Source organism: Phyllobacterium myrsinacearum (assembly GCF_002980555.1).
In the GTDB taxonomy this organism is placed as follows: Bacteria; Pseudomonadota; Alphaproteobacteria; order Rhizobiales; family Rhizobiaceae; genus Phyllobacterium; species Phyllobacterium myrsinacearum.
In genome coordinates this window covers 205,917-227,417 of sequence record NZ_PVBT01000005.1, presented here as the reverse complement: position 1 = coordinate 227,417, position 21,501 = coordinate 205,917, and the positions used below count along the sequence as shown (strand labels likewise).

At 60.1% G+C, this 21,501-nt stretch carries 23 protein-coding genes; 10 read left to right on the top strand and 13 right to left on the bottom strand.

Features of this window, described 5'->3' with window-relative positions; all coding sequences use genetic code 11:
- Position 1: 1 nt before the first annotated feature.
- The 4 genes from C5750_RS17600 to C5750_RS17585 form a co-directional block, all read right to left on the bottom strand.
- A complete protein-coding gene (locus C5750_RS17600) occupies positions 2 to 1,909 on the bottom strand; it encodes an ABC transporter substrate-binding protein (RefSeq protein ID WP_105735228.1) in 1,908 nt (635 codons plus the stop codon).
- Positions 1,903 to 3,792, bottom strand: coding sequence for an ABC transporter ATP-binding protein (locus tag C5750_RS17595; RefSeq protein WP_105735227.1), 1,890 nt, complete (start codon positions 3,790 to 3,792; stop codon positions 1,903 to 1,905). Before C5750_RS17595 ends, C5750_RS17600 begins: the two co-directional genes overlap by 7 nt.
- Positions 3,793 to 3,933: 141 nt before the next feature.
- Entirely contained in the window at positions 3,934 to 4,896 is a 963-nt protein-coding gene (locus C5750_RS17590; RefSeq protein ID WP_105735226.1) for a polysaccharide lyase family 20 protein, read from the bottom strand.
- Positions 4,893 to 6,230, bottom strand: coding sequence for an adenylate/guanylate cyclase domain-containing protein (locus C5750_RS17585; RefSeq protein ID WP_105735225.1), 1,338 nt, complete (start codon positions 6,228 to 6,230; stop codon positions 4,893 to 4,895). The genes C5750_RS17590 and C5750_RS17585 overlap by 4 nt, the downstream gene beginning before the upstream one ends.
- 495 nt (positions 6,231 to 6,725) lie before the next feature.
- Here C5750_RS17585 and C5750_RS17580 point away from each other — a divergent pair, with 495 nt between their 5' ends.
- A complete protein-coding gene (locus C5750_RS17580; protein ID WP_105735224.1) occupies positions 6,726 to 8,069 on the top strand; it encodes a nucleotide sugar dehydrogenase in 1,344 nt (447 codons plus the stop codon).
- 2 nt (positions 8,070 to 8,071) lie between these two features.
- Here the strand turns inward: C5750_RS17580 and C5750_RS17575 are convergent, their stop codons facing one another.
- Positions 8,072 to 9,226, bottom strand: a complete 1,155-nt coding sequence (locus tag C5750_RS17575) for a DUF3095 domain-containing protein (protein WP_105735223.1) — start codon at positions 9,224 to 9,226, stop codon at positions 8,072 to 8,074.
- Entirely contained in the window at positions 9,207 to 9,599 is a 393-nt protein-coding gene (locus C5750_RS26390) for a hypothetical protein (RefSeq protein ID WP_130502114.1), read from the bottom strand. The genes C5750_RS17575 and C5750_RS26390 overlap by 20 nt, the downstream gene beginning before the upstream one ends.
- 103 nt (positions 9,600 to 9,702) lie before the next feature.
- Between C5750_RS26390 and C5750_RS17570 the strand changes: the two genes are divergently transcribed.
- Positions 9,703 to 10,497 carry a helix-turn-helix transcriptional regulator gene (locus C5750_RS17570; RefSeq protein WP_105735222.1) on the top strand — a complete coding sequence of 265 codons (795 nt, stop codon included), beginning with the start codon at positions 9,703 to 9,705 and terminating at the stop codon, positions 10,495 to 10,497.
- Positions 10,498 to 10,505: 8 nt separating this feature from the next.
- Here C5750_RS17570 and C5750_RS17565 read toward each other — a convergent pair whose 3' ends face one another.
- The 7 genes from C5750_RS17565 to motA are packed head-to-tail and all read right to left on the bottom strand — an operon-like array spanning position 10,506 to position 15,814.
- Positions 10,506 to 10,946 (bottom strand): hypothetical protein, encoded by a 441-nt coding sequence (locus C5750_RS17565; protein ID WP_105735221.1) that lies wholly within the window; start codon positions 10,944 to 10,946, stop codon positions 10,506 to 10,508.
- A 30-nt stretch (positions 10,947 to 10,976) separates the two neighbouring features.
- Positions 10,977 to 12,041 carry an EscU/YscU/HrcU family type III secretion system export apparatus switch protein gene (locus C5750_RS17560; protein WP_105735220.1) on the bottom strand — a complete coding sequence of 355 codons (1,065 nt, stop codon included), beginning with the start codon at positions 12,039 to 12,041 and terminating at the stop codon, positions 10,977 to 10,979.
- A gap of 17 nt (positions 12,042 to 12,058) precedes the next feature.
- Positions 12,059 to 13,087: a flagellar motor switch protein FliG gene (locus C5750_RS17555; RefSeq protein WP_105735219.1), complete on the bottom strand. Its 1,029-nt coding sequence runs from the start codon at positions 13,085 to 13,087 to the stop codon at positions 12,059 to 12,061.
- A 53-nt stretch (positions 13,088 to 13,140) separates the two neighbouring features.
- Positions 13,141 to 13,494 carry a flagellar motor switch protein FliN gene (fliN, locus tag C5750_RS17550; protein ID WP_105735218.1) on the bottom strand — a complete coding sequence of 118 codons (354 nt, stop codon included), beginning with the start codon at positions 13,492 to 13,494 and terminating at the stop codon, positions 13,141 to 13,143.
- A 25-nt stretch (positions 13,495 to 13,519) separates the two neighbouring features.
- A complete protein-coding gene (locus C5750_RS17545) occupies positions 13,520 to 14,017 on the bottom strand; it encodes a BAB2_0123 family type IV secretion system effector (RefSeq protein ID WP_105735217.1) in 498 nt (165 codons plus the stop codon).
- Positions 13,998 to 14,933, bottom strand: coding sequence for a FliM/FliN family flagellar motor switch protein (locus C5750_RS17540; protein WP_105735216.1), 936 nt, complete (start codon positions 14,931 to 14,933; stop codon positions 13,998 to 14,000). Before C5750_RS17540 ends, C5750_RS17545 begins: the two co-directional genes overlap by 20 nt.
- Before the next feature lie 8 nt (positions 14,934 to 14,941).
- Positions 14,942 to 15,814, bottom strand: coding sequence for a flagellar motor stator protein MotA (gene motA / locus C5750_RS17535; RefSeq protein ID WP_105735215.1), 873 nt, complete (start codon positions 15,812 to 15,814; stop codon positions 14,942 to 14,944).
- Between the two features lie 161 nt (positions 15,815 to 15,975).
- Here motA and C5750_RS17530 point away from each other — a divergent pair, with 161 nt between their 5' ends.
- From C5750_RS17530 to flgG, 8 genes are all read left to right on the top strand, one after another.
- A complete protein-coding gene (locus C5750_RS17530; protein ID WP_105735214.1) occupies positions 15,976 to 16,755 on the top strand; it encodes a DUF1217 domain-containing protein in 780 nt (259 codons plus the stop codon).
- The gene (gene flgF / locus C5750_RS17525) at positions 16,752 to 17,477 is read left to right on the top strand and encodes a flagellar basal-body rod protein FlgF (RefSeq protein ID WP_162800153.1); all 726 of its coding nucleotides are present in this window, start codon (positions 16,752 to 16,754) and stop codon (positions 17,475 to 17,477) included. Before C5750_RS17530 ends, flgF begins: the two co-directional genes overlap by 4 nt.
- A 31-nt stretch (positions 17,478 to 17,508) precedes the next feature.
- Positions 17,509 to 18,885, top strand: a complete 1,377-nt coding sequence (gene fliI / locus C5750_RS17520) for a flagellar protein export ATPase FliI (protein WP_199538034.1) — start codon at positions 17,509 to 17,511, stop codon at positions 18,883 to 18,885.
- On the top strand, positions 18,882 to 19,457 hold the full coding sequence (locus tag C5750_RS17515; protein WP_105735212.1) for a hypothetical protein: 576 nt from the start codon (positions 18,882 to 18,884) through the stop codon (positions 19,455 to 19,457). The genes fliI and C5750_RS17515 overlap by 4 nt, the downstream gene beginning before the upstream one ends.
- A gap of 115 nt (positions 19,458 to 19,572) precedes the next feature.
- On the top strand, positions 19,573 to 19,953 hold the full coding sequence (flgB, locus tag C5750_RS17510) for a flagellar basal body rod protein FlgB (protein ID WP_105735211.1): 381 nt from the start codon (positions 19,573 to 19,575) through the stop codon (positions 19,951 to 19,953).
- Between the two features lie 5 nt (positions 19,954 to 19,958).
- Positions 19,959 to 20,378, top strand: a complete 420-nt coding sequence (gene flgC, locus C5750_RS17505) for a flagellar basal body rod protein FlgC (RefSeq protein ID WP_105735210.1) — start codon at positions 19,959 to 19,961, stop codon at positions 20,376 to 20,378.
- On the top strand, positions 20,378 to 20,695 hold the full coding sequence (gene fliE, locus C5750_RS17500) for a flagellar hook-basal body complex protein FliE (protein ID WP_105735209.1): 318 nt from the start codon (positions 20,378 to 20,380) through the stop codon (positions 20,693 to 20,695). The genes flgC and fliE overlap by 1 nt, the downstream gene beginning before the upstream one ends.
- Positions 20,696 to 20,704: 9 nt before the next feature.
- A complete protein-coding gene (gene flgG, locus C5750_RS17495; RefSeq protein WP_105735208.1) occupies positions 20,705 to 21,493 on the top strand; it encodes a flagellar basal-body rod protein FlgG in 789 nt (262 codons plus the stop codon).
- Positions 21,494 to 21,501: the final 8 nt, after the last annotated feature.

The following is a 21,501-nucleotide window of genomic DNA, read 5'->3' as shown; positions in this document are numbered from 1 at the left end:
TCTACTTCTCCCCGCTCAGCCAGAACGTGTCGGGCATGTAGATTCCGAGGTAACAGGTCGGGTCAAACCCGTATAGCCCATTCTCCGGAACATTCTGCAAACGGGACGAACGCATGATGGGCTGCAATGTGCTGTTGACCAGGCCGATCGAAAACACCTGATCCGTGTAGAGCGACAGCATCTTGTGCCATATTTCGGTTCGCTCCGCCATGTGGGTCGATTTGCGCCAGCTGTTCTGCAGCGCAACAAGCTCCAGGGCTTCCGGCAGGTCGGGCGCCTGACCGCTCTGTCCGAGCGACAGGTAGTGCATGCCCCAGAGCGGCCATTGCAGCTGATCGTCCGCCGTCGGGGCCAGCTGTCCGGGATTCATGTCCGGTGTCGCCACGCCGTTGGCGATACCAAACCAGATGGACATCATGATCCGGCCCGCCTTGGCGCGGCTGCGGAAAATATCGCGCTGGGAGGTCCGGGTGTACAGCGCCAGGCCAACCTTGCGCCAATGGTCGACGATCAGTTCGAGCACGTCGGAATCCAGCGTGCTCTCGCCTGGGGTTTCGATGGTGATTTCCGCAGGTCGGCCATCGGGGAGCAGGCGGATGCCGTCGTCGTTGCGTTTGTCCATGCCCACTTCATCGAGCAGCGCATTGGCCTTGTCCGGATCGAACGCAATCCACGCCTTGGCATATTCGGGCCTGTAGAGCGGGCTTTCCGGCAGCACGGTATCGGCACTCGGCGTGCCCAGGCCGTAGAAAACCGCCATGTTGACTTCATGCCTGTCGATGGCCAGTGAAAGCGCACGCCGGAAGCGCACATCGCGGAAAAGCGAGCGCCAGCCATCGTCCGCGCAATTGAGATTGGGCAGGATGGCGACGCGTGAACCCCGGGTCAGTTTCCACAGGTCGACCTTCACCGGATAGCGCTTCTCGGCATCCTTCAAGAAGGTATAATCGGCAAAATCGACGCCGGTTGCCTGCAGATCGCTTTCGCCGGCACCCGCCTTTGCCGGGATGATCGCGGATGAGCTGATGTTCAGGATGAAGCGGTCGACATAGGGCAGCTGCCGTCCATTCTCATCGACGCGATGGAAAAAGGGATTGCGTTCGAACACGAACTGCTCGGCCGGCGGCGTGGTCGTGTTCCGCCAGGGGTCGAGCACCGGCAGTTCGGGGTTTTCCGGACGGTACTGGCGCGCCATCTTGATGTGGAGATCAGCCCACTTCTTGACCCGGTTTTCCTTCATCAGGGCGGCAAGGCGGAACTTGTCCTGATAATCCTTGTGGAACTGTTTCAGGTAGACAGAGGGGCCAACCACAACCAGGGCTTGCGGGGCCGCCAGGCTGGGCAGGAAATCGGGGTTTGGTGCATCCCAGGAATAGCGCACGGTCAGCGGATCGAGCACCTCGAACTTAGGCAGCTTCCCGTCGATGCGCAGTTCCAGCGCGCCGCCGGCAGGGGTCAAATCCGAATTCAGCAGAACATCGTTCCACCAGTAGCTGAAATCATCGGTCGTCAGCGGCGAACCGTCGGACCATTTGTGCCCTTCGCGCAATCTGAAGGTGAAAACGGTGTCGTTTTCCGATTCGAACGATTCGAGCACATCCGGACGCAGGACCAGATGTTCGTCATATCCCACCAGTCGGGCATAACCGTAGATGGTCATGAACCGGATGTCTTTCTGGCTGCCGATGATGGTGCGCAGCGTCCCGCCATACTGGCCGGGAACGCGGCCCATCTCCTTCAGATTGACGATGCGCGGCCGCTTGGGAATGCGCTGGGCGAGCGGCGGCAGGCTGGTGGCACGCAGCCGGTCCTCGAGGAAATCCGGTTCGCGTTCGCGATCGGCTGCCTTGACCGTCACCGGGACCATGGCGGACGCCAGCGCGCCCAGGACTGTCCGCCGCGTTACCACGAGCGTAGTTCCCGTGTGTCGACATTGCGCCGGGCGAGCACCAGGTGGCCATTGCCGAGATCCGCCGGAGAGAGCGGGTCATCGCTGTCGCCGCCGGAGAATTTTGGCCCCCAGGCCCGTTCGTCCGATGCACCGCTGGCCTTGAGCGTGATGAAGTCCAGCGGCCGGTCGAGGTCCGGAAACGGGACGGCGGCCAAAAGCGCCTTGGTGTAGGGATGGACGGGATCGCGCAGGATAATCTCGCGTGGTGCGATCTCGACAATGCGCCCGGCACACATCACGGCAATACGATCGGCCATGTAATCAACCACGGCAAGGTTATGCGAAATGAACAGATAGGTCAGGCCCAGCTCCTTCTGCAGGTCCTTGAGGAGGTTGAGAATCTGTGCCTGAACCGAGACGTCGAGCGCCGAAACCGGTTCGTCGCAGATCAGCAGGCGCGGTCCAAGTGCCAGCGCCCGCGCGATGCCGATGCGCTGGCGCTGGCCGCCGGAAAAGCTGTGGGGGTAACGGTTGAGGTAGCGCTGGTCGAGGCCGATCGCCTGCATCAGCGCGCGCACCGTTTCAAGCCGGGATGCCCGATCCCCGCGCCCGTGAATTTCCAGCGGCTCGCTGAGGATGTTCTGCACGGTCATGCGCGGCGACAGCGACGACACCGGATCCTGGAACACCATCTGGATTTTGGTGCGCAATTCCAGGAGCTTGGCACCCTGCGCGGCGAGAACATCGATCTTGCCTTTGCCGTCATCGAAGGTGACTGAACCGCCATCGGGGGTAACCGCCCGCATGAGAATCTTGCTGACGGTGGTCTTGCCGCTGCCGCTCTCGCCGACGAGGCCAAGACATTCACCGCGCCGGATATCGAAGCTGACACCGTCGACGGCGCGTATGCGGGTCTTGTCCTGTTTGCCGAAAAGACCGGCTTTGCGGATACCATAGCTCTTGGTGAGGTTGCGCACGGACACAAGCACTTCGGGTGCCGTTTCTTCATGCGTTCGCTTGCCCCACAGGGCACCGGAATTGACCGGCACCTCCCGCAGAGCCTTCAGGCGCTCGCCGGGTTTCATGTCGAAATGCGGAATGGCGGCCATCAGCCCCTTCAGATAGGGATGCTGCGGGTTGCGGAAAATCGCGTCGACCGGCCCCGCCTCCATGATTTCGCCGTGGTAGATCACCACCACCTCGTCGGCCATGTTGGCGACGACGCCGAGATCGTGGGTGATCAGCAGCATGGCCATGTTGAGCTTGTGCTGGAGATTGCGCAGCAGTTCCAGGATCTGCGCCTGGATGGTGACGTCAAGCGCGGTGGTCGGCTCGTCGGCAATGAGCAGGGCAGGACGGCAGATCAGCGCCATGGCAATCATCGCCCGCTGGCGCATGCCGCCTGACAGCTCAAACGGATACATGTCGTAGGTCCGCTTGGGATTGGAGAATCCGACAAGTCCCAGCATTTCCTCGGTCTGCGAACGGCGTTCGGATTTGGTCGCCTTGGTGTGGATGGCCAAAACTTCGCTGATCTGATTGCCGACGGTATGCAGCGGCGAGAGCGACGTCATGGGTTCCTGGAATATCTTGGCCATGCGGCTGCCGCGCAGGGCTCTTATATCGGGACCATCGCGCTCCAGTTGCAGGATGTCGGTGGTTCTGCCGTCGACCGGGTCCGTAAACAGGATTTTGCCGGTTACGGCGGCGGTGTTGGGCAGAATTCCCATGACGGACTGGCTGATGACGGATTTTCCCGATCCGGATTCGCCCACCAATGCCGTTACTTTTCCCGGAAGGATGCGCAGATTCGCGCCCTTGACGACATGCATACGCCCGCCCAGCATCGAAAACGAAATGCCGAGATTCTCGATACGCAACAGATCAGACCCCGACGTCATGCCAGTTTTTCATTCCCCCAGAGCGTTTTTATTATCGCCATTACGATCAAGACTATCGCACGATATACAGTGAGTCTAGCTAGGTCACACGCCGATGACATCACTCTGGCTTTTAACGGTTATTTTTAGATAGGAAAGCTTCTAAAGCACCGGGCAGAACTGTGCGTCCATGACGTCTTCGCAGCGCGGCGAACGGCGGAAATCGTCGTAATAGAGCGTCCATTCCTTGTCGTCGGCTGCACGGTACGGGCCAAATTTGAAGTACTGGTTCTTGCCCAGTCCCTTGTCGGCATGGCCGATATGGCCTTTGACTGTTACGATCCATTTGTTGTTGGCAAAAATCTCGACATGGCCCGAGCCGTCAGGGCCGGGCTTCGTGTAGATCGCAAAGTCGATCCAGCCGGAATCCGGCGTTGGCAGCCTGTTGCCGCGGTCCGTCACCGTGATGGCGCTGGTGCAGGTGGTGAACTGCCCGCCATCACCGGATGACCAGTTGGAATCGGTGGCGACCAGGGCGCGCATCTGGTTGGTTTCAGGGCGCAGCCACACCGGCGTCTGCCCGCCGGTGCATGGCTGATCCGCCGCGATCCCGTTCTTTTTGGCTGGCGCGATGTAATTGGTCTCGATGGTGGCGAAGAGTTTTCCCTGGTTGAGCCGCAGCGCCAGGAAGGGGCTGAAATCGCCGACCGCCTTCGGCCCGATTTCGCGTTTCCACTGGGCAATCAGATAACGGTGGTCGTCGCTGGGAATGGGGTCGGCAAACTTGACGGCAAATCCGTACCAGACCCCCTGATTGTATGGCACGCGCTTGTCGGTCTTTTCCCAGATTTCCGCCCGTTCACTGCAATTGTGCTTCGTGCCCGGACATAAGGGCTTGACGCTCAGCTTCAGGGCGCCGCGGCCGTTGCGAATGACATCGGACTGAAACTCGACCGTTCCGGCGCTCTGCTCGAAGTTCTTGCGGTAATAGAGGCCGCCGGCCGGAGAAAAGTCCTTGCCGTCAAAACGATCGATGAGCACGTCGCTCCCTGGCTCTGCGCCGGCATGGGATGAGAGGGTCATACTTGCAGCCAGAGCAGCCATCAGAACGGTCTTTCGCTTCATTGCATGAACTTCTCCAGAAGAGGCCTTTGATCCTGGGTCTTGGCGTCGCGGTGCAGCAGCATGACCTGTTCTGCTTCCGACAGGCCGTCATAGGCCACCTCATCAAAGGCTTCGTCCGCCACGACAGTAGCCGATTGTTTGGGCAGGAGAACAGTGACCTTTTGCCCGACACCGCGCAATTTCTCTTCACCCAGGGTTGTCCAGTCGCCGCCGCAGTAATTGGCGAATGCCTGGCTGGCGACGATCTCGCGCGCGTACTTTTTGGTCAGGCCCTGCAGCCGCTGCACCTCGTTGACCGCGGAACCGAAGGCGGAAAAGGTCAGGCGGTCCTTCAGGCCGACATTGCCGAACATGACATTGCCGACATGCAGGCCAATGCCGTAGCGAATGTCGCTCAGGCCGTCCTTGCGCCGGTCCCGGTTAAGCTCCGCCACGCGGGCCTGTGCCTTGAAGACAGCCGAAAGGGCCGCCTGGCAGGCGACCTTTGACGGGTCCTTGTGCCGGCCGCAGGGGTAGACCGCCAGAAATCCGTCGCCCATGAAGCTGAGGATTTCGCCGCCGCCGCGATTGAATGGCGCTGCGATCGCATCGAAGAAATGATTGAGCGTATCGATATAGGCCTGGCGGCCTTCCCGCTCGGCCAGCATGGTCGACTGGCGCATGTCGCCCATCACCAGGGCCGCACGGATGGTTTCGCCGTCACCCCGGCGAATCTGCCCGTTGAGAACGCGCTTGCCGGCATTGCCGCCGAGATAGGTGGTCAGCATGTTGTCGGCGAGCTTGCCGAGAACCGCCATTTTGGCGGCAACAGCCAGATGGTTCTGCAACTTCAGCAGCGCGCCGATCATGCTTTCGCTGAAACCGGCGCTGCTGTCCGTCGACCAGGAGCCCATCATGCCCTGTGTCGACTCGCCACTGAAGGGCTGCACGAAGGCCAGATAATCCGTCACGCCCTGCTTCTTCAATTCGTCGAAGATGGGGAATTCATGCGGCCCGTCCGTATCGATGCGCCGGCGCACATGCTCCAGATTGTTGCACAGGAGATAGTAATAGGGGCTGAGCAGGAAACGTTCGGGTTTTTCACCCGCATTGTGGCGATAGCCTTCCACCACAAGACCGCTGGCGCGCTGCCAGGTGAAGCCGAGCGCATCGTAAAGCGGGTGCAGCATGGAGAAGGTCAGATGGACCCGCGCAATCGGCAGCCCGGCCGCGGCAATGCGTTCACAAAAACCGCGTATGATTGTCTCAAGATTCTCACCGGCGAGAGAAGAACGTGTGAGCCAGTCTGCGACCTTGTCGAGAAGTATGGTGGAAACATCCGTTTGCGTGCTCATCACTCGTCCTTGTCCTTGCGAACCGCGTCCAGCTTCGATGCGCTGTTCCGTGATCGGCGGGGCACATGAAAAATCATACCCAAAACAAGCAGATACGGAAACAAGATGAGCGAACGGGACGGCGGTGTCAACGCTGGCAGGGGAGCTGCCAGCTGCAAATGCAGTGTCCGGTTCTGTGCGGATGGATGGCTGGGCGGATGGTTCTCTATCGATCCTGATTGTGTGGTGACAGTGAGATGGGCATGTCACCGATCTGAAACAATAGAGCCGCGGCGGTTAATTCGCCGGTTCGGGGCGTTCTCCTGACAACCTCCTGTCAGCAGGTCGCCAGACCGGGCTTGCCGGCGCATCAACTGTTTGTGACAGGCCGGATGAAGCCTGCCTTGCTTGACAGCGGTGGCCGGAGCAGCCATCTAAACCGGATGAATTCCGGGCCGCCGCTGCGCCCTCAACCGCATCCGCTCACGCGGCGTGCTTCGCAAAGAAGAGATCGCCTTGGCCGTTTCCTCCTCTCCCTTCTCCGATCTTTCCGCCAAAATCGATGCGCGCACCGCCCAGGCGGGGGTGATCGGGCTTGGCTATGTCGGGCTGCCGCTCGCCATTACTCTTGCCCAGAGCGGGTTCTCCGTTACCGGCTTTGATATCGATCCGAAGAAGATTGTCGCGCTCGATGCCGGCCGTTCCTATATCGAGGCGGTGACCGACGCGGCGCTCGGTGCGCAAACGGCGCAGAACCGGTTCCGGTCGACAAGCGATTTTACCCGGCTTGCCCAGTGCGATGTGATCGTCATCTGCGTGCCGACGCCGCTGACCAAGCACAGGGATCCCGACCTGTCCTTTGTCGAAGCAACCTGCCGCTCGATTGCGGCGACGCTGCGGCCCGGCCAGCTTGTCGTGCTTGAATCGACAACCTATCCCGGAACCACCGATGACGTCGTCAAAACCATTCTGGAAAAGACCGGCCTCACATCCGGTGCGGATTTCTTCCTCGGCTTTTCGCCCGAGCGGGAAGACCCCGGCAATCGCGACTTCCAGACCTCGACCATACCGAAGATCGTTGCGGGCGATGGGGAGGAGGCCAGCCGGCTGATGCAGGCTTTCTACGGTGCGGCGGTCAAGACCGTTGTTCCCGTCTCGTCCAATGCCACGGCCGAGGCGGTCAAGCTGACGGAGAATATCTTCCGGGCGGTGAACATCGCGCTCGTCAACGAATTGAAGACTGTCTATGCCGCCATGGGTATCGACATCTGGGAGGTCATTGAGGCGGCCAAAACAAAACCCTTTGGCTACATGCCGTTTTATCCCGGCCCCGGCCTCGGCGGCCACTGCATACCGATCGATCCCTTCTATCTCACCTGGAAATCGCGCGAATATGAACTGCCGACCCGCTTCATCGAGCTGGCAGGCGAGATCAATTCCGCCATGCCGCGCTATGTGGTCGGCAAACTGGCCGAAGCACTGGATATGAGGGCAGGCAAGGCGCTCAGCCGCTCGCGCGTGCTGGTTCTCGGGCTTGCCTACAAGAAAAACGTGCCTGATATCCGCGAAAGCCCGTCGCTGCGCCTCATTGAAATCATTGAGGAGCGCGGCGGCCATGCGGACTACCATGATCCGTTTGTCGGCGAGATACCCTCGACCCGTGAATATATGGCGCTCAAAGGCCGCGCATCCGTGCCTCTGGATGAGAAAACCGTGAAATCCTACGATGCTGTCCTGGTTTCGACCGACCATGACGGCGTGGATTATGCGGCGCTGGCCGAATGGTCGCCGCTGATCGTCGATACGCGCAATATTTTCACCAGGCGCGGGCTCGCCGCCGGGCATATCGTCAAATCCTAGGGTCAGGACAGCTTGGCCTTGAGATTGGCGGCCGCCATGGCATAGCCGCCCGATGCCCCGTCGATGAAGTGCATGTGGTTGCGCGCCATGGCGGTGGGAACAAGACAGGTCATCAGGGCAGAATCCTGCCGGTGCAGGCCAAAACGGGCAATACCCGCCTTGGATGCATTTTCCAGCAGGGCCTCGATGCGCTGCAACCGGGTGGAATCGATATCAATCGTCATCTTCAACCCGTCGTCGAACTTGCGGAAATCGGAGTTCTGCGCCACGTCGCGCTTGTACTGTTTCGGGTCGAATTTTCCCCAATGCAGGCCAAGCCTGTCCAGAGTAACGGTCAGGGCGATCTGCGCAAGGATCGCGATCTTGCGGATGAAGCGCTGCCCTTTGCGGGCCGTGGCGCGCGCTTCCGTCTCCACGCCGCTGGTGTTGAACGTGATCGGCGGCCCGTCCTCCGGCAGGGGATGGGCGCCACGATTCTGTTCGGCGGCAATCGCGACAATCTCGGCAACAAGCCGCTGGAACGGCGCTGTTGCCCCCGCATCGCCGGGAACCGCGATGATCGACAGGATTTCACCATTGCGCGCCTGAATGGGATTCCACCGGCAGGAAAGCCCCGTCAGGTCGGGGCGCGATTCGGATGGACCGGCGGCGATGGCATATTTGCCGGCTTTCATCTGTGCTTCCGCCCAGCTGCTGCCGCCGCCCGTGAACATCGCGTAGAAGACCTCGGGACTGGCGCTGAAGCGGGCGACGCGCACGTCAAGCCCTTGCGCCTTGATCTCGCTCATCGGCACGAGGGCGGCGCGCAGGGTCAATTGCAGGTCCGCATGCACCCAGGCCTGCACCGCGGCAAGGGCTTCCCGCGCCCGCGCGGCCGCGGAAGCCGGAATGGCGACAAGCGCGCCATCGCCGCCGAAGACGAAGGGGTAGTTGTGCCTGCCAAGCGCATTGAGCAGGGCGGAGATGACGCTTGCGCCTGCCATGTTCACGGCCTTGTAACGACCGGCTTCGATCGCCTTGGTCGAACCGACAATATCGGCAACGGCGAGCAGCCAGTCGCCGGGGAGAGGCTGATAATTGCGCGCATCGGCCACGCCTTCGAATTCAACGAAGACGGGAAGCGAATCGAAGAAATCGTCATTTGCGATGGCGCCCATGCAAGGCAATTAGCATATTGTGCGGGAACAGGCGACGGGCAGGGTGAATATGGCGATGGCGCGGGCCTGCCGCCAGGGCAAAAGAGGGCCGGACGAACCATACGCGCAGGAGTTGTAGCCACACGTCGGGCGATCGCAGCAGTCCGGAGGCAATGCCCGAATTTTGAGGTAAAATGACCGGAAATGCCGGATAATTTACTTCAAAAGGCACGTGTATGTCTGGTTTGTTGAGATTGATACTGGTAATCAGAGGTTGCAAGCGGCTTTCAATCTTTGATAGAACAACTGCTAATTGTTTTTTGCAGCAATTATGTGAAAAACTGCAAATACAATTGTTCATCGCCTTGTCTGCCTGTCTGTCTCGTGCGAGCATGAAGGAGCTGTTAGTTCCATGCGATTAAGAGCCATCTGAAATCCAGAAGAATACCGTTGCGGAAGCCGGCACTTTGCGGGCCAAGAGGAATGACTTGTATCCAATGCTGCTTGAACTGGCTCATTTTCCCGATTTTCAAAAGGGTCTGTTCAAGGACGCGGTGGCTTCGGATACGCTTGCAATGCTCAACGATGTCAAAGCGCAGATTGGCTGCCGCCACATCGCCCATGTCGGCCACCCCGAACCGCGTCCCGGCAGCGAAGTGGTGGACGAGAACGTTCCGCTGCTGATGACCTATCCGGTCAGCTGGATGTTGCGTTATTTTGCCAAGGATTATCTGAAGATCGACCCGGTGATGCAGGGAATGGCGCTGTTTCCCCCGCGTGCCGACGCGCCCGGCACGATCAGCGACCTGACCGCCGACATGACCCTTTCGCTCGCGGTTAGGCGGTATCTCATGGATGCGGAACGGCGCGGGCTTGGCAATCTGTACCTTGCGATTTGCGCGACGAATGCCTTCGGTTTCCGCGGGATCACGCTGTTCAGCTTCGACGTGGAAAAGGCGGAGCAAGGTGCCTTTGTCGAGCGCAGGCGCAAACAATTATCCGCAGCATCCGCCCGGATTCACAACGCCTTGCACGGCACCCGCAATCCGGCCCTGGCTGCGATTGTCGCCAATCTTTTGACCAAGCGCGAGATCGACTGCCTGTTCTGGGCGGCGAATGGCAAGACCGATGGTGAAATCGGCGAGATTCTCAACATTGCACGCTGGACGGTAGTGACCTATCTGCAGAATGCCAAGAACAAGCTTGGCTGCTCCAACCGGACATCGACCGTGGCGACAGCCCTTGCTCTCGGCGTGATCGACATACCCACGGTTGCCAAGGCCTATCTCTAGGGAGGCGGCTATTGCGCCTTTGCCGATGCTGAGAGTTGCGGCAGACGGGCATTCTCGAATGCCTGGGCCAGCAATGCGGTGTTTTGAGCCGGGCTGTGGCCGGTCTCGGCAAATCGCAGATGGTGCAGGTCGATCTCGGCGCTTTCGGATGACAGCGTCAGGCGGAAATAGGCATTGACCCCCATATTGCTGAATTCGAGATCAAGCATGACTTTCGGTGCGGTGTTCCAGTCCAGTGCATATTCACCGCCAAGGCCGAATGTCAGCGTATCCGGATAGAATGTCAGCTCCGTTGCTGAATTGACGATGTCGGCAATGTTGCCGAACAGTTCGCAGCGGATAAAGGCAATATAGTCGGCAACATCCACGAGACGGAGATCCTGGATGACTTCTGTCAGGTGGTTTGAAATGATTTCAACCCGGGCAACCGAATATTGCGTTCTCTTCATCTGCTGTTTACCCGATTGGAAACGACTTTATTATTTACGTCGTACATTAACGAATTGGATCAGTTCTGCCACGGCTTTGTAGAATTCCGGCGCAATGGCGTTATTCACTTGAACTTGCTTATACAATGCACGCGCCAGTTCCACATTCTCGAAAACCGGTATGTCATGTGTCGAGGCAATCTCCCTGATTTTGAGAGCAATCAGATCCTGCCCCTTGGCGACCACGATAGGGGCCGGATCTTTCGCCGGGCTGTAGCGTAGAGCAACGGAGAAGTGTGTCGGATTTGCGACGATGAGCGTGGCGGTCGGAACCGAGGCGATCATGCGCTGGCGTGCCCGGTCACGGCCGAGCGAGCGCAACCGCGCCTTCAGCAGCGGATCGCCCTCCGCCTGCTTGTGCTCGTCCTTGATCTCCTGCTTGGTCATGCGCAGTTCGCTGCGCCAGTGGATGCGGGCCCAGGCAAGGTCGAAGGCTGCCAGCGCGGTTACGGCAATTGTCACCGACGCCAGAAGCCGGGTGATGTTGCTGCGGATGAGCTCGGGCAGCTGGCTGGGCTCGGTGATGATCGTATCGACGAAAAAATGGCTGCTGCGGAAGAACATCATGAAAACGATGATGCTGGCTGCCGCGAACTTGAACACCGACTTGAGGAATTCGACGCGCCCGGATGCGCCGAAAATGCGCGTCCAGCCCTTGGCGATGGACACGCGCGAAAACTGCGGCTGGATGCGGTCAAAAACCATGCGCGGGGCGTTCTGCAGCACCGATGCCAGAATGCCGGCGGTGGGAATGATGATGAACACCGGAAGCAAGGCCGCGCCGACCGCCAGGCCGACGATGCCGAACAATTGCCGGGCATCCTGCGCGCTGTTGAGCCGCCATTCCTCCGGCTTGTCGAGCAGGGCCGAGAGGAACGCCACCAGTTTCGAGCCACTGGGAATGGCAACGAAAACCATGATGACGAGAAAGGCGGCGATAGAGGCGAGAATCGGCGCTTCGCGTGAGACCGGCAGATTGCCTTTCTCCATCGCATCACTGATTTTCTTCTCAGTTGCTTCCTCGGTTTTACTCTCTTTGTCGGGTCCGTCCGACATGCTCTAGAGGCTGCCGATCATGCTTCGGGTTCTTGCGGTTCGAGCTTGATATCGCCGCGTTCGGCAAGGGCAATCGCCGTGCGGGCAATCGAGCGCCGTGCCTCGGTGACGGTATTGGCGTTGATGTTTGTCTGGCTCGACAGTTCGGTTTCAACCATGCGCCGTCCGCGTGTCGACAGGGACTGCAAGATAAGTTCCTGCAGGCGCGGCTCGCAGCCATGCAACGCCGAGGTGACCACATCCGTCTGGATTTCATCGAAGAGGATGAGGCGGGCGCGCTGCGATATGCGCACGATGTCCTCGAAGGTGAAGAGCTTGGCCTTGATCTTGGCAAGGTCTTCGGCGCCGAGATCGGTGAGGCTCGCCAGCAGTTCGTCGATCTCCGATTTTTCCAGCTGGTTGATGATATTGGCAACGGTGCCGTGATGGCTCTTCTCTCCCCCGCCATTGTCCTTTCCGGTGACCTCGCGCTGCAGGATGCTTTCCAGCATCGCTATGGTCGATGGCCCCACCTTGCGGATATGCAGCGTGCGCTGGATGATGGCGCCGCGCTCCTGCGGGCCAAAGCCGATCAGCAGCCGCGCGGCGATATCGGAAGGCAGGCGTGAAATCACATAGGCCGTCACCTGGGGATGCTGCGTCGACAGATAGGCTTGCAGGACGTCAAGCGGCACGCGCGGCAGGATATCCCACACGGATTCCTGCGTCAGCAGCTCAGGACGGCGGTTCTCGATGACCGCGCTGGCTTCTTCCGCCGACAGCGTTTCGCGCAGCAGCCCTTCAAAGCGCATGCCGGCTTCCGAAACCGGCGCGCCGTCGGCGAAGGCGTTCTCGAACTCCTTGACCAGCTCTTCGAAATCACCGGGGGTGATCGGTTCGAGCTTGCGGGCATGGCCGGCAAGCGAACGCAGATCGTCCGCATTGAAATGTTTGAGAAGCCGCGAGGCGGATGGCCGCCCGATCGCCACAAGCAATGCAGCCACCTTTTCCGGGCCTGTCAGGTCCTGGATGGTGTTTTCGCCCTGAGGTGTGTCTTGATCGCTCATGCGGTCTGGCTTCTCGTGCTTTTCTGGAGGAAGGCGGTCTGGCGGCGGACGGCTTAGCTGCCGCTGCCGATGACTTCGGTCAGGCTGACGCCGAAGCGCGAGGAGTCATCCTCGAGGACGATGACTTCGCCGCGTGCAATCACCCGCCCGTTGACGACGATATCGACGGGATCGCCGATCTGCTTGTCGAGGGTCACGACAGCGCCGCGGCCGAGCTTCATGAGATTGGCCACCGGCATCGACGTGCTGCCGAGAACAACTTGCACATCAACGGGAATGCCCATGATGAGATCGATGTTCGGCTTCGATCCGGCGGGCTTGCGGCTTGGCTGCGGTTCATCGCGCTTGAGATCTTCGATTGCCTCGTTGAGTTCGTCTTCGATGGAATTCTTGTCGGAAATGGCCATGATGGGAAATCCCGTTCACACTGGGTTAAAGGACGGCATTCGCCACGTCAGCACTGCGGACGATGCGATTGACGAACACGGGCAGGACTTTCGCCGGAGCCGCGGGCTGGTTGTGGATAGGCGTGCCGTGGCGGGCCTCAGCCGGCGCCGCCGGAACCGGCTGCACAAAGGCGGGCGTGGCAACGCGCTGGGCGGCATCGGCGGCCGGGAAGGGGCGCACATTGTCCTTGAACTCGTTTTTCGCGCGTTCGACCATGCGGATGGTGCGCGTCATTTCCGAACGGGCGCGATCGGAATCCTTGAGTTTGGCTTCCAGGCGCACGCTTTCGTCGCGGCAGGTTTCGCGTTCGTTCTGCAGGATAAGCAGCGCCTGCTCGAGGCTCCGGGCTGAACCCGCCACCTGCTGCGCCATGGCGCGGCTCATGGCCGTCAGCCGGTTGGCCTTGCGCAGGGCGACGAGGAAGACCGCAAGCCCGGTTGCAATCAGGGCAGCGGAAATGAGATTAGCCAGCAGCAAGCTCATCGAGCAGGTCCTCTTCTTCATTGATCGGGTCGGTGATGCGCACCGTGAATGCCGTGCCGGTCTTGCCCAGACGGCATTTGTAGAGTGCCTGTTTGCCGCTGCGCAGGCGCACCTGATTGATGGCGTCCTTAGGCAGCTGCAGGATCTGGCCGGGTTTCAGGAGGGCGATCTGTTCGAGCGTCATCGATCCCTGCTGGATGAAGGCCTCGATGTCGATATGCGCCCGGCTCACCTCCAGGCGCAGTTTCTTGGCCCAGGTCGGATCGGAGTGGTGTGCCGGCTGCTGCAGCATCCGCGCGATGGCATCCTGCATGGGGCGGAAGCTCGAGCGCGGCATCATGATGATGATCTGGCCGCTGTGCCCGCCAACCTTGAGGAGCATCGTGCAGCATATCATGCGCGTGTCGGTCACCGAGGCAACCGAAAAATGCGCGGCTTCCGTCAGTTCGGCGGTCTGGAACAGCGTGTCGCTGCCGCCGGCGAACATGTGATCGAGCGAAGCCGTGACATCGGTGAAAATCTGCCGGGCAACGCCAAGGTCGACCGATGTCATCGGCCGGTGCGGCTGGTGATCCTGGTTGGCGCCGGACCCGAAAAGTGCATCGACGCCGCAATCGACGAAGGCGCGGTCGGCGGCCAGCAGCAGGCGCGATGCCCATTTAACCACCTGCACCGTTCCAACCAGCCCCGAGCGCATGAGGGTGCTGGCGATGGCATCCTTCTCGATCGATTCCATGCGGACGAATTCCGCCGCTACGGCGACGTCGGACTGGCTGGCTATTTTGCCGGCAAATGTCGTTGCGAGATCGCGGAAGACGGCTTCAAGGGATTTGAGATCGTCCACCGACATGCCGGCGGCGCGCAGGATGCTTTCCGCCAGCACATCCGGTCGTTTCTGTTCTGTCTCGACATCCATTGTTCAGCCTATGCCGCTTGCTGCATCGGAACGGTGGAGATGGTTTCCTGCTCGACCACGTCGATGGACGGACGATCATAGGCCGAAATCGTCTTGCGTCCATATTCGAGGGCGATCTGCGGCAGGGCGCCGTTCATGTAGGCAAGCAGCGTCTGCTTGACGATCATGTAAAGACGGTTCTGCTTTTCGCGCGTCGTTTTGATCTTGGTGGCAATCGGGCCGACCACGCCGTAGGACAGAAAGATGCCGGCGAAGGTGCCGACCAGCGCGGCGCCGATCAGATGGCCCAGCACCTCGGGCGATTCATTCAGCGCGCCCATGGCCTTGATCACGCCGAGCACCGCAGCAACGATGCCGAGTGCCGGCAAACCTTCCGAAATGGCCACCATGGCATGGTATGGCTTCAGCTTGTCGCGGGAGATCGTGTGGATTTCCTCGTCCATCAGCGCTTCGATTTCGTGCGAGCGGGCGTTGCCGATAATGATCAGGCGGCAGTAGTCGCAGATGAACTGTGTCAGGTCATGGTTCTTCAGGACGCTCGGAAAGGCCTGGAAAATCGCCGATTCATTGGGATTGTCGATGTGGACTTCCACCTCGTTGCGCGATTTGGCGCGCAGTTCCCGCATCAGGGCGTAGAGCACGCCGAGCACATCGAGATAATCACGCTGCTTGGGGACCTTGTTGGTGAAGGCTTCCATGCAGGCGCGTCCGGTATCCTTGACTGCCGAGAAAGGATTGGCAACCAGGAATGTGCCGAGCGCCGAGCCGCCGATGATGACGAATTCCCACGGCTGCATGAGGACACTGACATGCCCGCCCATGGCAATGAAGCCGCCAAGGAGACATCCCATCGTTACAACAAGTCCAACAAGGATACCCAAAGCACTCTCCTGCAAATATTGCCAGCCAGCCGGTCCTAGCAAGTGCGGCTTGCGTGAACCTTGCAGATGGAAGCAGGGGAGCCTTGGCTGGAATTGCGCGGACAGCTTCAGGCAAGCTTGCTTTGGCACAGATAGGCGAAAGCCTTGGGAGTGCCATTGCCATGATCAACACGATGACCAGCTACAAACTGATCTCTTCGAATCTGACACGTTCGCTGACAAGGGTGGCGCAGGAACCGGCCGTCCAGCGCGACACGGACTATTATCTGAAGAATATCGGCAAGGTGAAAACCATTGACGACTTCATGAAGAATGACCGGCTGTACAAATATGCCCTGAAGGCCGTCGGCCTGGAGGACATGGCTTTCGCCAAGGCCTTTATCCGCAAGGTCCTCACCGAGGGCACCGGCAAGGACAGCTTTGCCAGCAAGCTGACGGACAAGCGCTACATGGAGTTTGCCACCACCTTCGATTTTGCCAAGCTTGGCGACAAGGCGACGAGCCAGCCGGCCGTGCTCAAGCCGGTGACGGACAAATATGCGCGCCAGACGCTGGAGCAGGAAGCCGGGCAGGACAATGAAGGCGTGCGGCTTGCGCTCTATTTTGCCCGCAAGGCGCCCACGATCACCAATGCCTATGAAATCCTTGGCGACAAGGCCTTGCTCAAGGTGTTCCAGACGACCTTTTCCATTCCGGCGCAGACGTCGAACATGGATATCGACCGGCAGGCCAAGATGGTCACCGACAAGCTCGACCTGAAATCCCTGAAGGACCCGGTGAAGCTCGAAAAACTCCTCACCCGGTTTACCGCGATGTATGAAATGAACAATCCCTCGACCGCTTCCGCCATTCCCTCGCTGCTGATTGGCGGCGACACGCCAGTCGGTATCTCGCAAAGCATCCTGATGACCCTGCAGTCATTCAAGCTGGGTGGCCGCTGATGGAAAACTCGATCTATGTCGGCCTGTCCTCGCAGATATCGCTGGAGCGCCGTCTCGACGCTTTGGCGCATAATGTGGCGAACATGTCGACGCCGGGCTTTCGCGCCACGGGCATGAAATTTGAAACCATGGTGTCGAAGGCGGCCGAAGATTCCAGCTTCGTTTCGGCCGGTCAGAGCTATATCAAGACGGAAGCGGGCCCGATCAGCCAGACTGGCAACCCCCTGGATATCGCCGCGAAGGGCGACGTGTGGTTTTCGCTGCAGACACCGGCCGGGCAGGTCTATACCCGTGACGGCCGCATGCAGATGACGTCGGCGGGTGAGCTGCGCTCAGTCAAGGGATATCCTATCCTGGATGCGGGCGGGCAGCCCCTGGTCATTGATCCCAACGCCGGTCCGCCGGAGATCTCGGCCGACGGCGCGATCTATCAGAACAAGCGCCAGCTGGGCTCCATCGGCCTGTTCACGATCAGTCCCAATGCCAAGCTGACCTATTTCGACAATTCGGCTGTTATTCCGAGTGTCGCCGCGCAGCCGACCATCGACAATCCGCATGCGGGCGTTGTGCAGGGCGCCATCGAAGGATCAAACGTCGACGCGATCAGCGAAATGACCCGGCTCATGAGTGTTACCCGTGCCTTCGAACGGGTCGATGCGCTGCTGCGCGGCAATGAGGGCACTTTTTCCGAAGCCATCAAGACACTCGGATCGAAGACCTGATGCACCGTCTCTCTGACCCGGCCGGATAAGCATGCAGGATCTTGAAGCAGCGCTGCCGACAATGAGCACCGGGACGGGCAGTCTCGAGGCGCTGGCGCGGCTTGTCTCGCAGGTCGTGACGGCGCCCGCGCCAGTGGCCATCGGCGGTTACGTCAATGAGGTGTCGCGCTCCGCCATTGGCGTGCGCGGTATTTCGGAACGGGCGCAGCTCGGTGATATGGTGACCATCCGCAGCGGCGGCCAGCTGCATCCGGCCGAAGTGGTGCGGATCGAACAGTCGCGCGTGCTGGTTAAGCCGTTCGATGACCGAATCGTGCCGTCGCTTGGAACGCCTGTCTTCCCCGAGGGGCCGTTCCGCATTGCGCCTGCACCCGACTGGAAGGGGCGGGTCATCAATGCCCTTGGCCTGCCGCTCGACGGCAAAGGCCTGTTGACTGCGGGCGACAACCCCAAGCCCGTGGATTGCCCGGCTCCGCTCGCCATGAACCGCAGCCGCGTCGAAATCGGCCTGCGCACCGGCGTCAATGTCGTTGATGTCTTTGCACCGATGTGTTTCGGCCAGCGCATGGGCGTCTTTGCCGGGTCCGGCGTCGGCAAATCCACGCTCTTGGCCATGATGACCAAGGCGACGGATTTCGACACGGTTGTCCTGGCCCTGACAGGCGAGCGCGGCCGCGAAGTGCGCGACATGCTCGAAGACACCATGGCCGGCAAGCTCGGCAAGACCGTCACCGTTGTGTCGACCGGCGATGAAAGCCCGATGATGCGCCGGCTCGCCCCCAACACGGCAACGGCCATCGCCGAATATTTTCGTGATCTGGGCGACAATGTTCTTCTGATCGTGGATTCCGTGACGCGTTTTGCCCATGCGGCGCGTGAAATCGCCATTGCCGCGGGTGAACCGCCGGTCTCGCGCGGCTATCCGCCGAGCGTGTTCAGCCAGTTGCCGCGCCTGCTTGAGCGCGCCGGGCCCGGATTGTCGGACAGCGGGACGATCACCGGCATCTATGCCGTTCTGGTCGATGGCGACGATCACAATGATCCGGTTTCCGATGCGATCCGCGGCACGCTGGACGGGCATATCGTGCTTGACCGCGGCATTGCCGCACAGGGCCGTTTCCCGGCCATGGATATTCTCGGGTCCATTTCACGCCTGGCGCAGCACAACTGGTCGCCGGAACAGGCAAAACTTGCCACCAGCATGCGGGGGCTGATTGCTCGTTTCGAGGAGACGCGCGACCTGCGCATGATCGGCGCCTATCAGGAGGGGGGCGATCCCCTGCTCGATCAGGCCGTGCATCTGGTTCCACGCATTTACGACGCTATGCAGCAGACACCGGCCTCGCCGCTTTCGCTCGATCCCTACAGCGATCTGGCGGCGGCACTTCGGCCAAAGGAGGGGGCATGACCAAACAGAAGACCACGGGCCTGGCGCCTGAAAGCGATCCGGCAGCGGAGATTCCCGTGCCCCGCCAGCGTGACAAGCGTTTCGACGGCTATATCAAGGGCGCGGGATTTGTCCTTGCAACCATCTGCGCCATCCTGCCCTTCGTGATGTATTACGACATCTGGGAAGCGCGGCCCAAGCCGGAAGCGACCGGTAAAACCGTCCGCGATCCCCTGGACCGGACAAATCAGAAGGTCGTGCGCAAGAACAACGGAACCGAGGTTTCGCTGTCGAAAACCAAAAGCGGCGAACTGGACCTCATGACCACGGCAACCACCTCGGCGCTCACCGGCGACCGGCTCGCCGGGATCAACGCCGCCAGCAAACAGCCTTTTCCTGACAAGCCGGTGTTCCTGGTGCGCGAAGTGGTCGGCGGTCTGGTGATGATCGAAGACAATACCGGCTACTGGTTTGTCGAAAAGGGATCGCCCCTGCCGGATGGAAGCACGCTGGTGGCGATAGAGCGCGGCAATGGCAATGGTTCGTGGCAGATCAAGACATCCGACGGCGAAGTGATCAGCCGGACAAACTGATCAAATGCCTCGTGGCCGGCGCATAAGTTCCGTGGCTGTCCGTGCCGCAAGTCTCACGCAAGATTGACCGCATAGAGTGATCTCCATTGATTGGTCCGGGACGCGAGGCAGGCACATGCAGGGGATTCATCTGTTCGAATTGGCATCACGTCAGGCCGAGTGGCTGTCCGTCAGGCAGGCCGCGGTTTCCGGCAATGTCGCCAATGCCAATACGCCGGGTTTCAAGGCGCGGGACGTGGAACCGTTCAAGGACGTGCTGCAGCAGACGCAGCTGACCATGGCGGCGACAAATGCGAAACACCTTGAAATCAATGCATCCGGCATCGCCGCCACCGCCCTGCGCAAGAACGAAGTAACGGAACAGAATCATTCGAAGAACACGGTCAGTCTCGAAGCCGAAATGGTCAAGTCCGGCGAGATCAATCGCCAGTTCGCGCTCAACACCAGCATCGTGAAGGCCTTTCACCGCATGATGCTCTCCGCAGTAAAGGGCTGAAACCGATGTCAGATCCGCTCCAGGCCGCACTCAAGGTTGCCGCTTCCGGCCTCAACGCCCAGTCGACCCGCCTGCGCATCGTTTCGGAGAACCTGGCCAATGCCCAGTCGACCGGCAAGACGGCGGGCAGCGATCCCTATCGCCGCAAGACCGTCTCCTTTGCCACCGAGCTTGACCGCAGCAGCGGCGTCGAGACCGTGCGCATCGCCGAAGTCGGGCATGACGTTTCCGCCTTTACCGAAGAATATGATCCAAGCCACCCGGCCGCCAACACCAAGGGCATGGTCAAATATCCGAATGTGAACATGGTCGTCGAAATGGCGGACATGCGCGAAGCCAACCGCTCCTACGAAGCCAATCTCCAGGTGGTCAAGCAGGCACGTGAACTGATTGCCATGACCGTCGATCTCTTAAGGAATTCCTGATGATAGACCAGCTCCTCAGTGTCTCCACCCGCAACGCTCTTTCCAAGCTGTCGGAAACCGTCAACCCGGCATCCATGCCCGGCGCCGCTTCTCCGGCAGTGGCAACCGGCCAGCCCTCCTTTGACAGCGTGCTGTCGCAGGTTACCGGCAAGCTCCAGAATGCCGAAGCGGTTTCGCTCAAGAGCATGACCGGCGATGTGCCGACGCGTGACGTCGTCAATGCGGTCATGGATGCGGAAAAATCGCTCCAGACGGCGATCGCCATCCGCGACAAGATCGTCCAGGCCTATCTCGAAATCAGCCGTATGCCGATTTAAGGAAAAAGAATGAAAGCGCTCACCATCGCTGCAACAGGCATGAATGCCCAGCAGCTCAATCTGGAAGTGATTGCCAACAACATCGCCAACATCAACACGACCGGGTTCAAGCGCGCAAAGGCCGAGTTCTCGGATTTGCTGTACCAGACCGAGCGCAGTGCCGGTGTGCCGAACATGGCAAACCAGAACATCATTCCCGAGGGCGCGATGGTCGGGCTCGGTGTGCAGACATCGGCCGTTCGCAACCTCCATATTCAGGGCGGTCTCAACCAGACGGGCAATCCGTTCGACGTCGCCCTCAAGGGCCGCGGCTGGTTCCAGATCCAGAACACCGCCGGTGAAACTCTCTATACCCGCGCCGGGGCGTTCAACACCAATGCGACAGGGCAGCTGGTGACACTCAACGGCAATCTGGTCGAGCCCAACATTGTCGTCCCGACCAATGCCATCGAAGTCAAGATCACCGATTCCGGCCAGGTATTTGCGAAACTGTCCGACCAGACGCCCATGGTCAATCTCGGCCAGCTGACCATTGCCAATTTTGCCAATGAAGCGGGTCTCGAGCCGCTGGGCGACAATCTCTACAAGCAGACCGATGCGTCGGGCGCTCCGGTTGTCGGCGTTCCCGGCGATCCCGGTTTCGGTACGCTGAAGCAGGCCTATCTGGAAAACTCCAACGTGGACCCGGTCAAGGAAATCACCGACCTGATCACGGCCCAGCGCGCCTATGAAATGAATTCGAAAGTCATCCAGGCCGCCGATGAAATGGCATCGGTCGTGTCGAAGAACCTGCGCTGAGGACGATC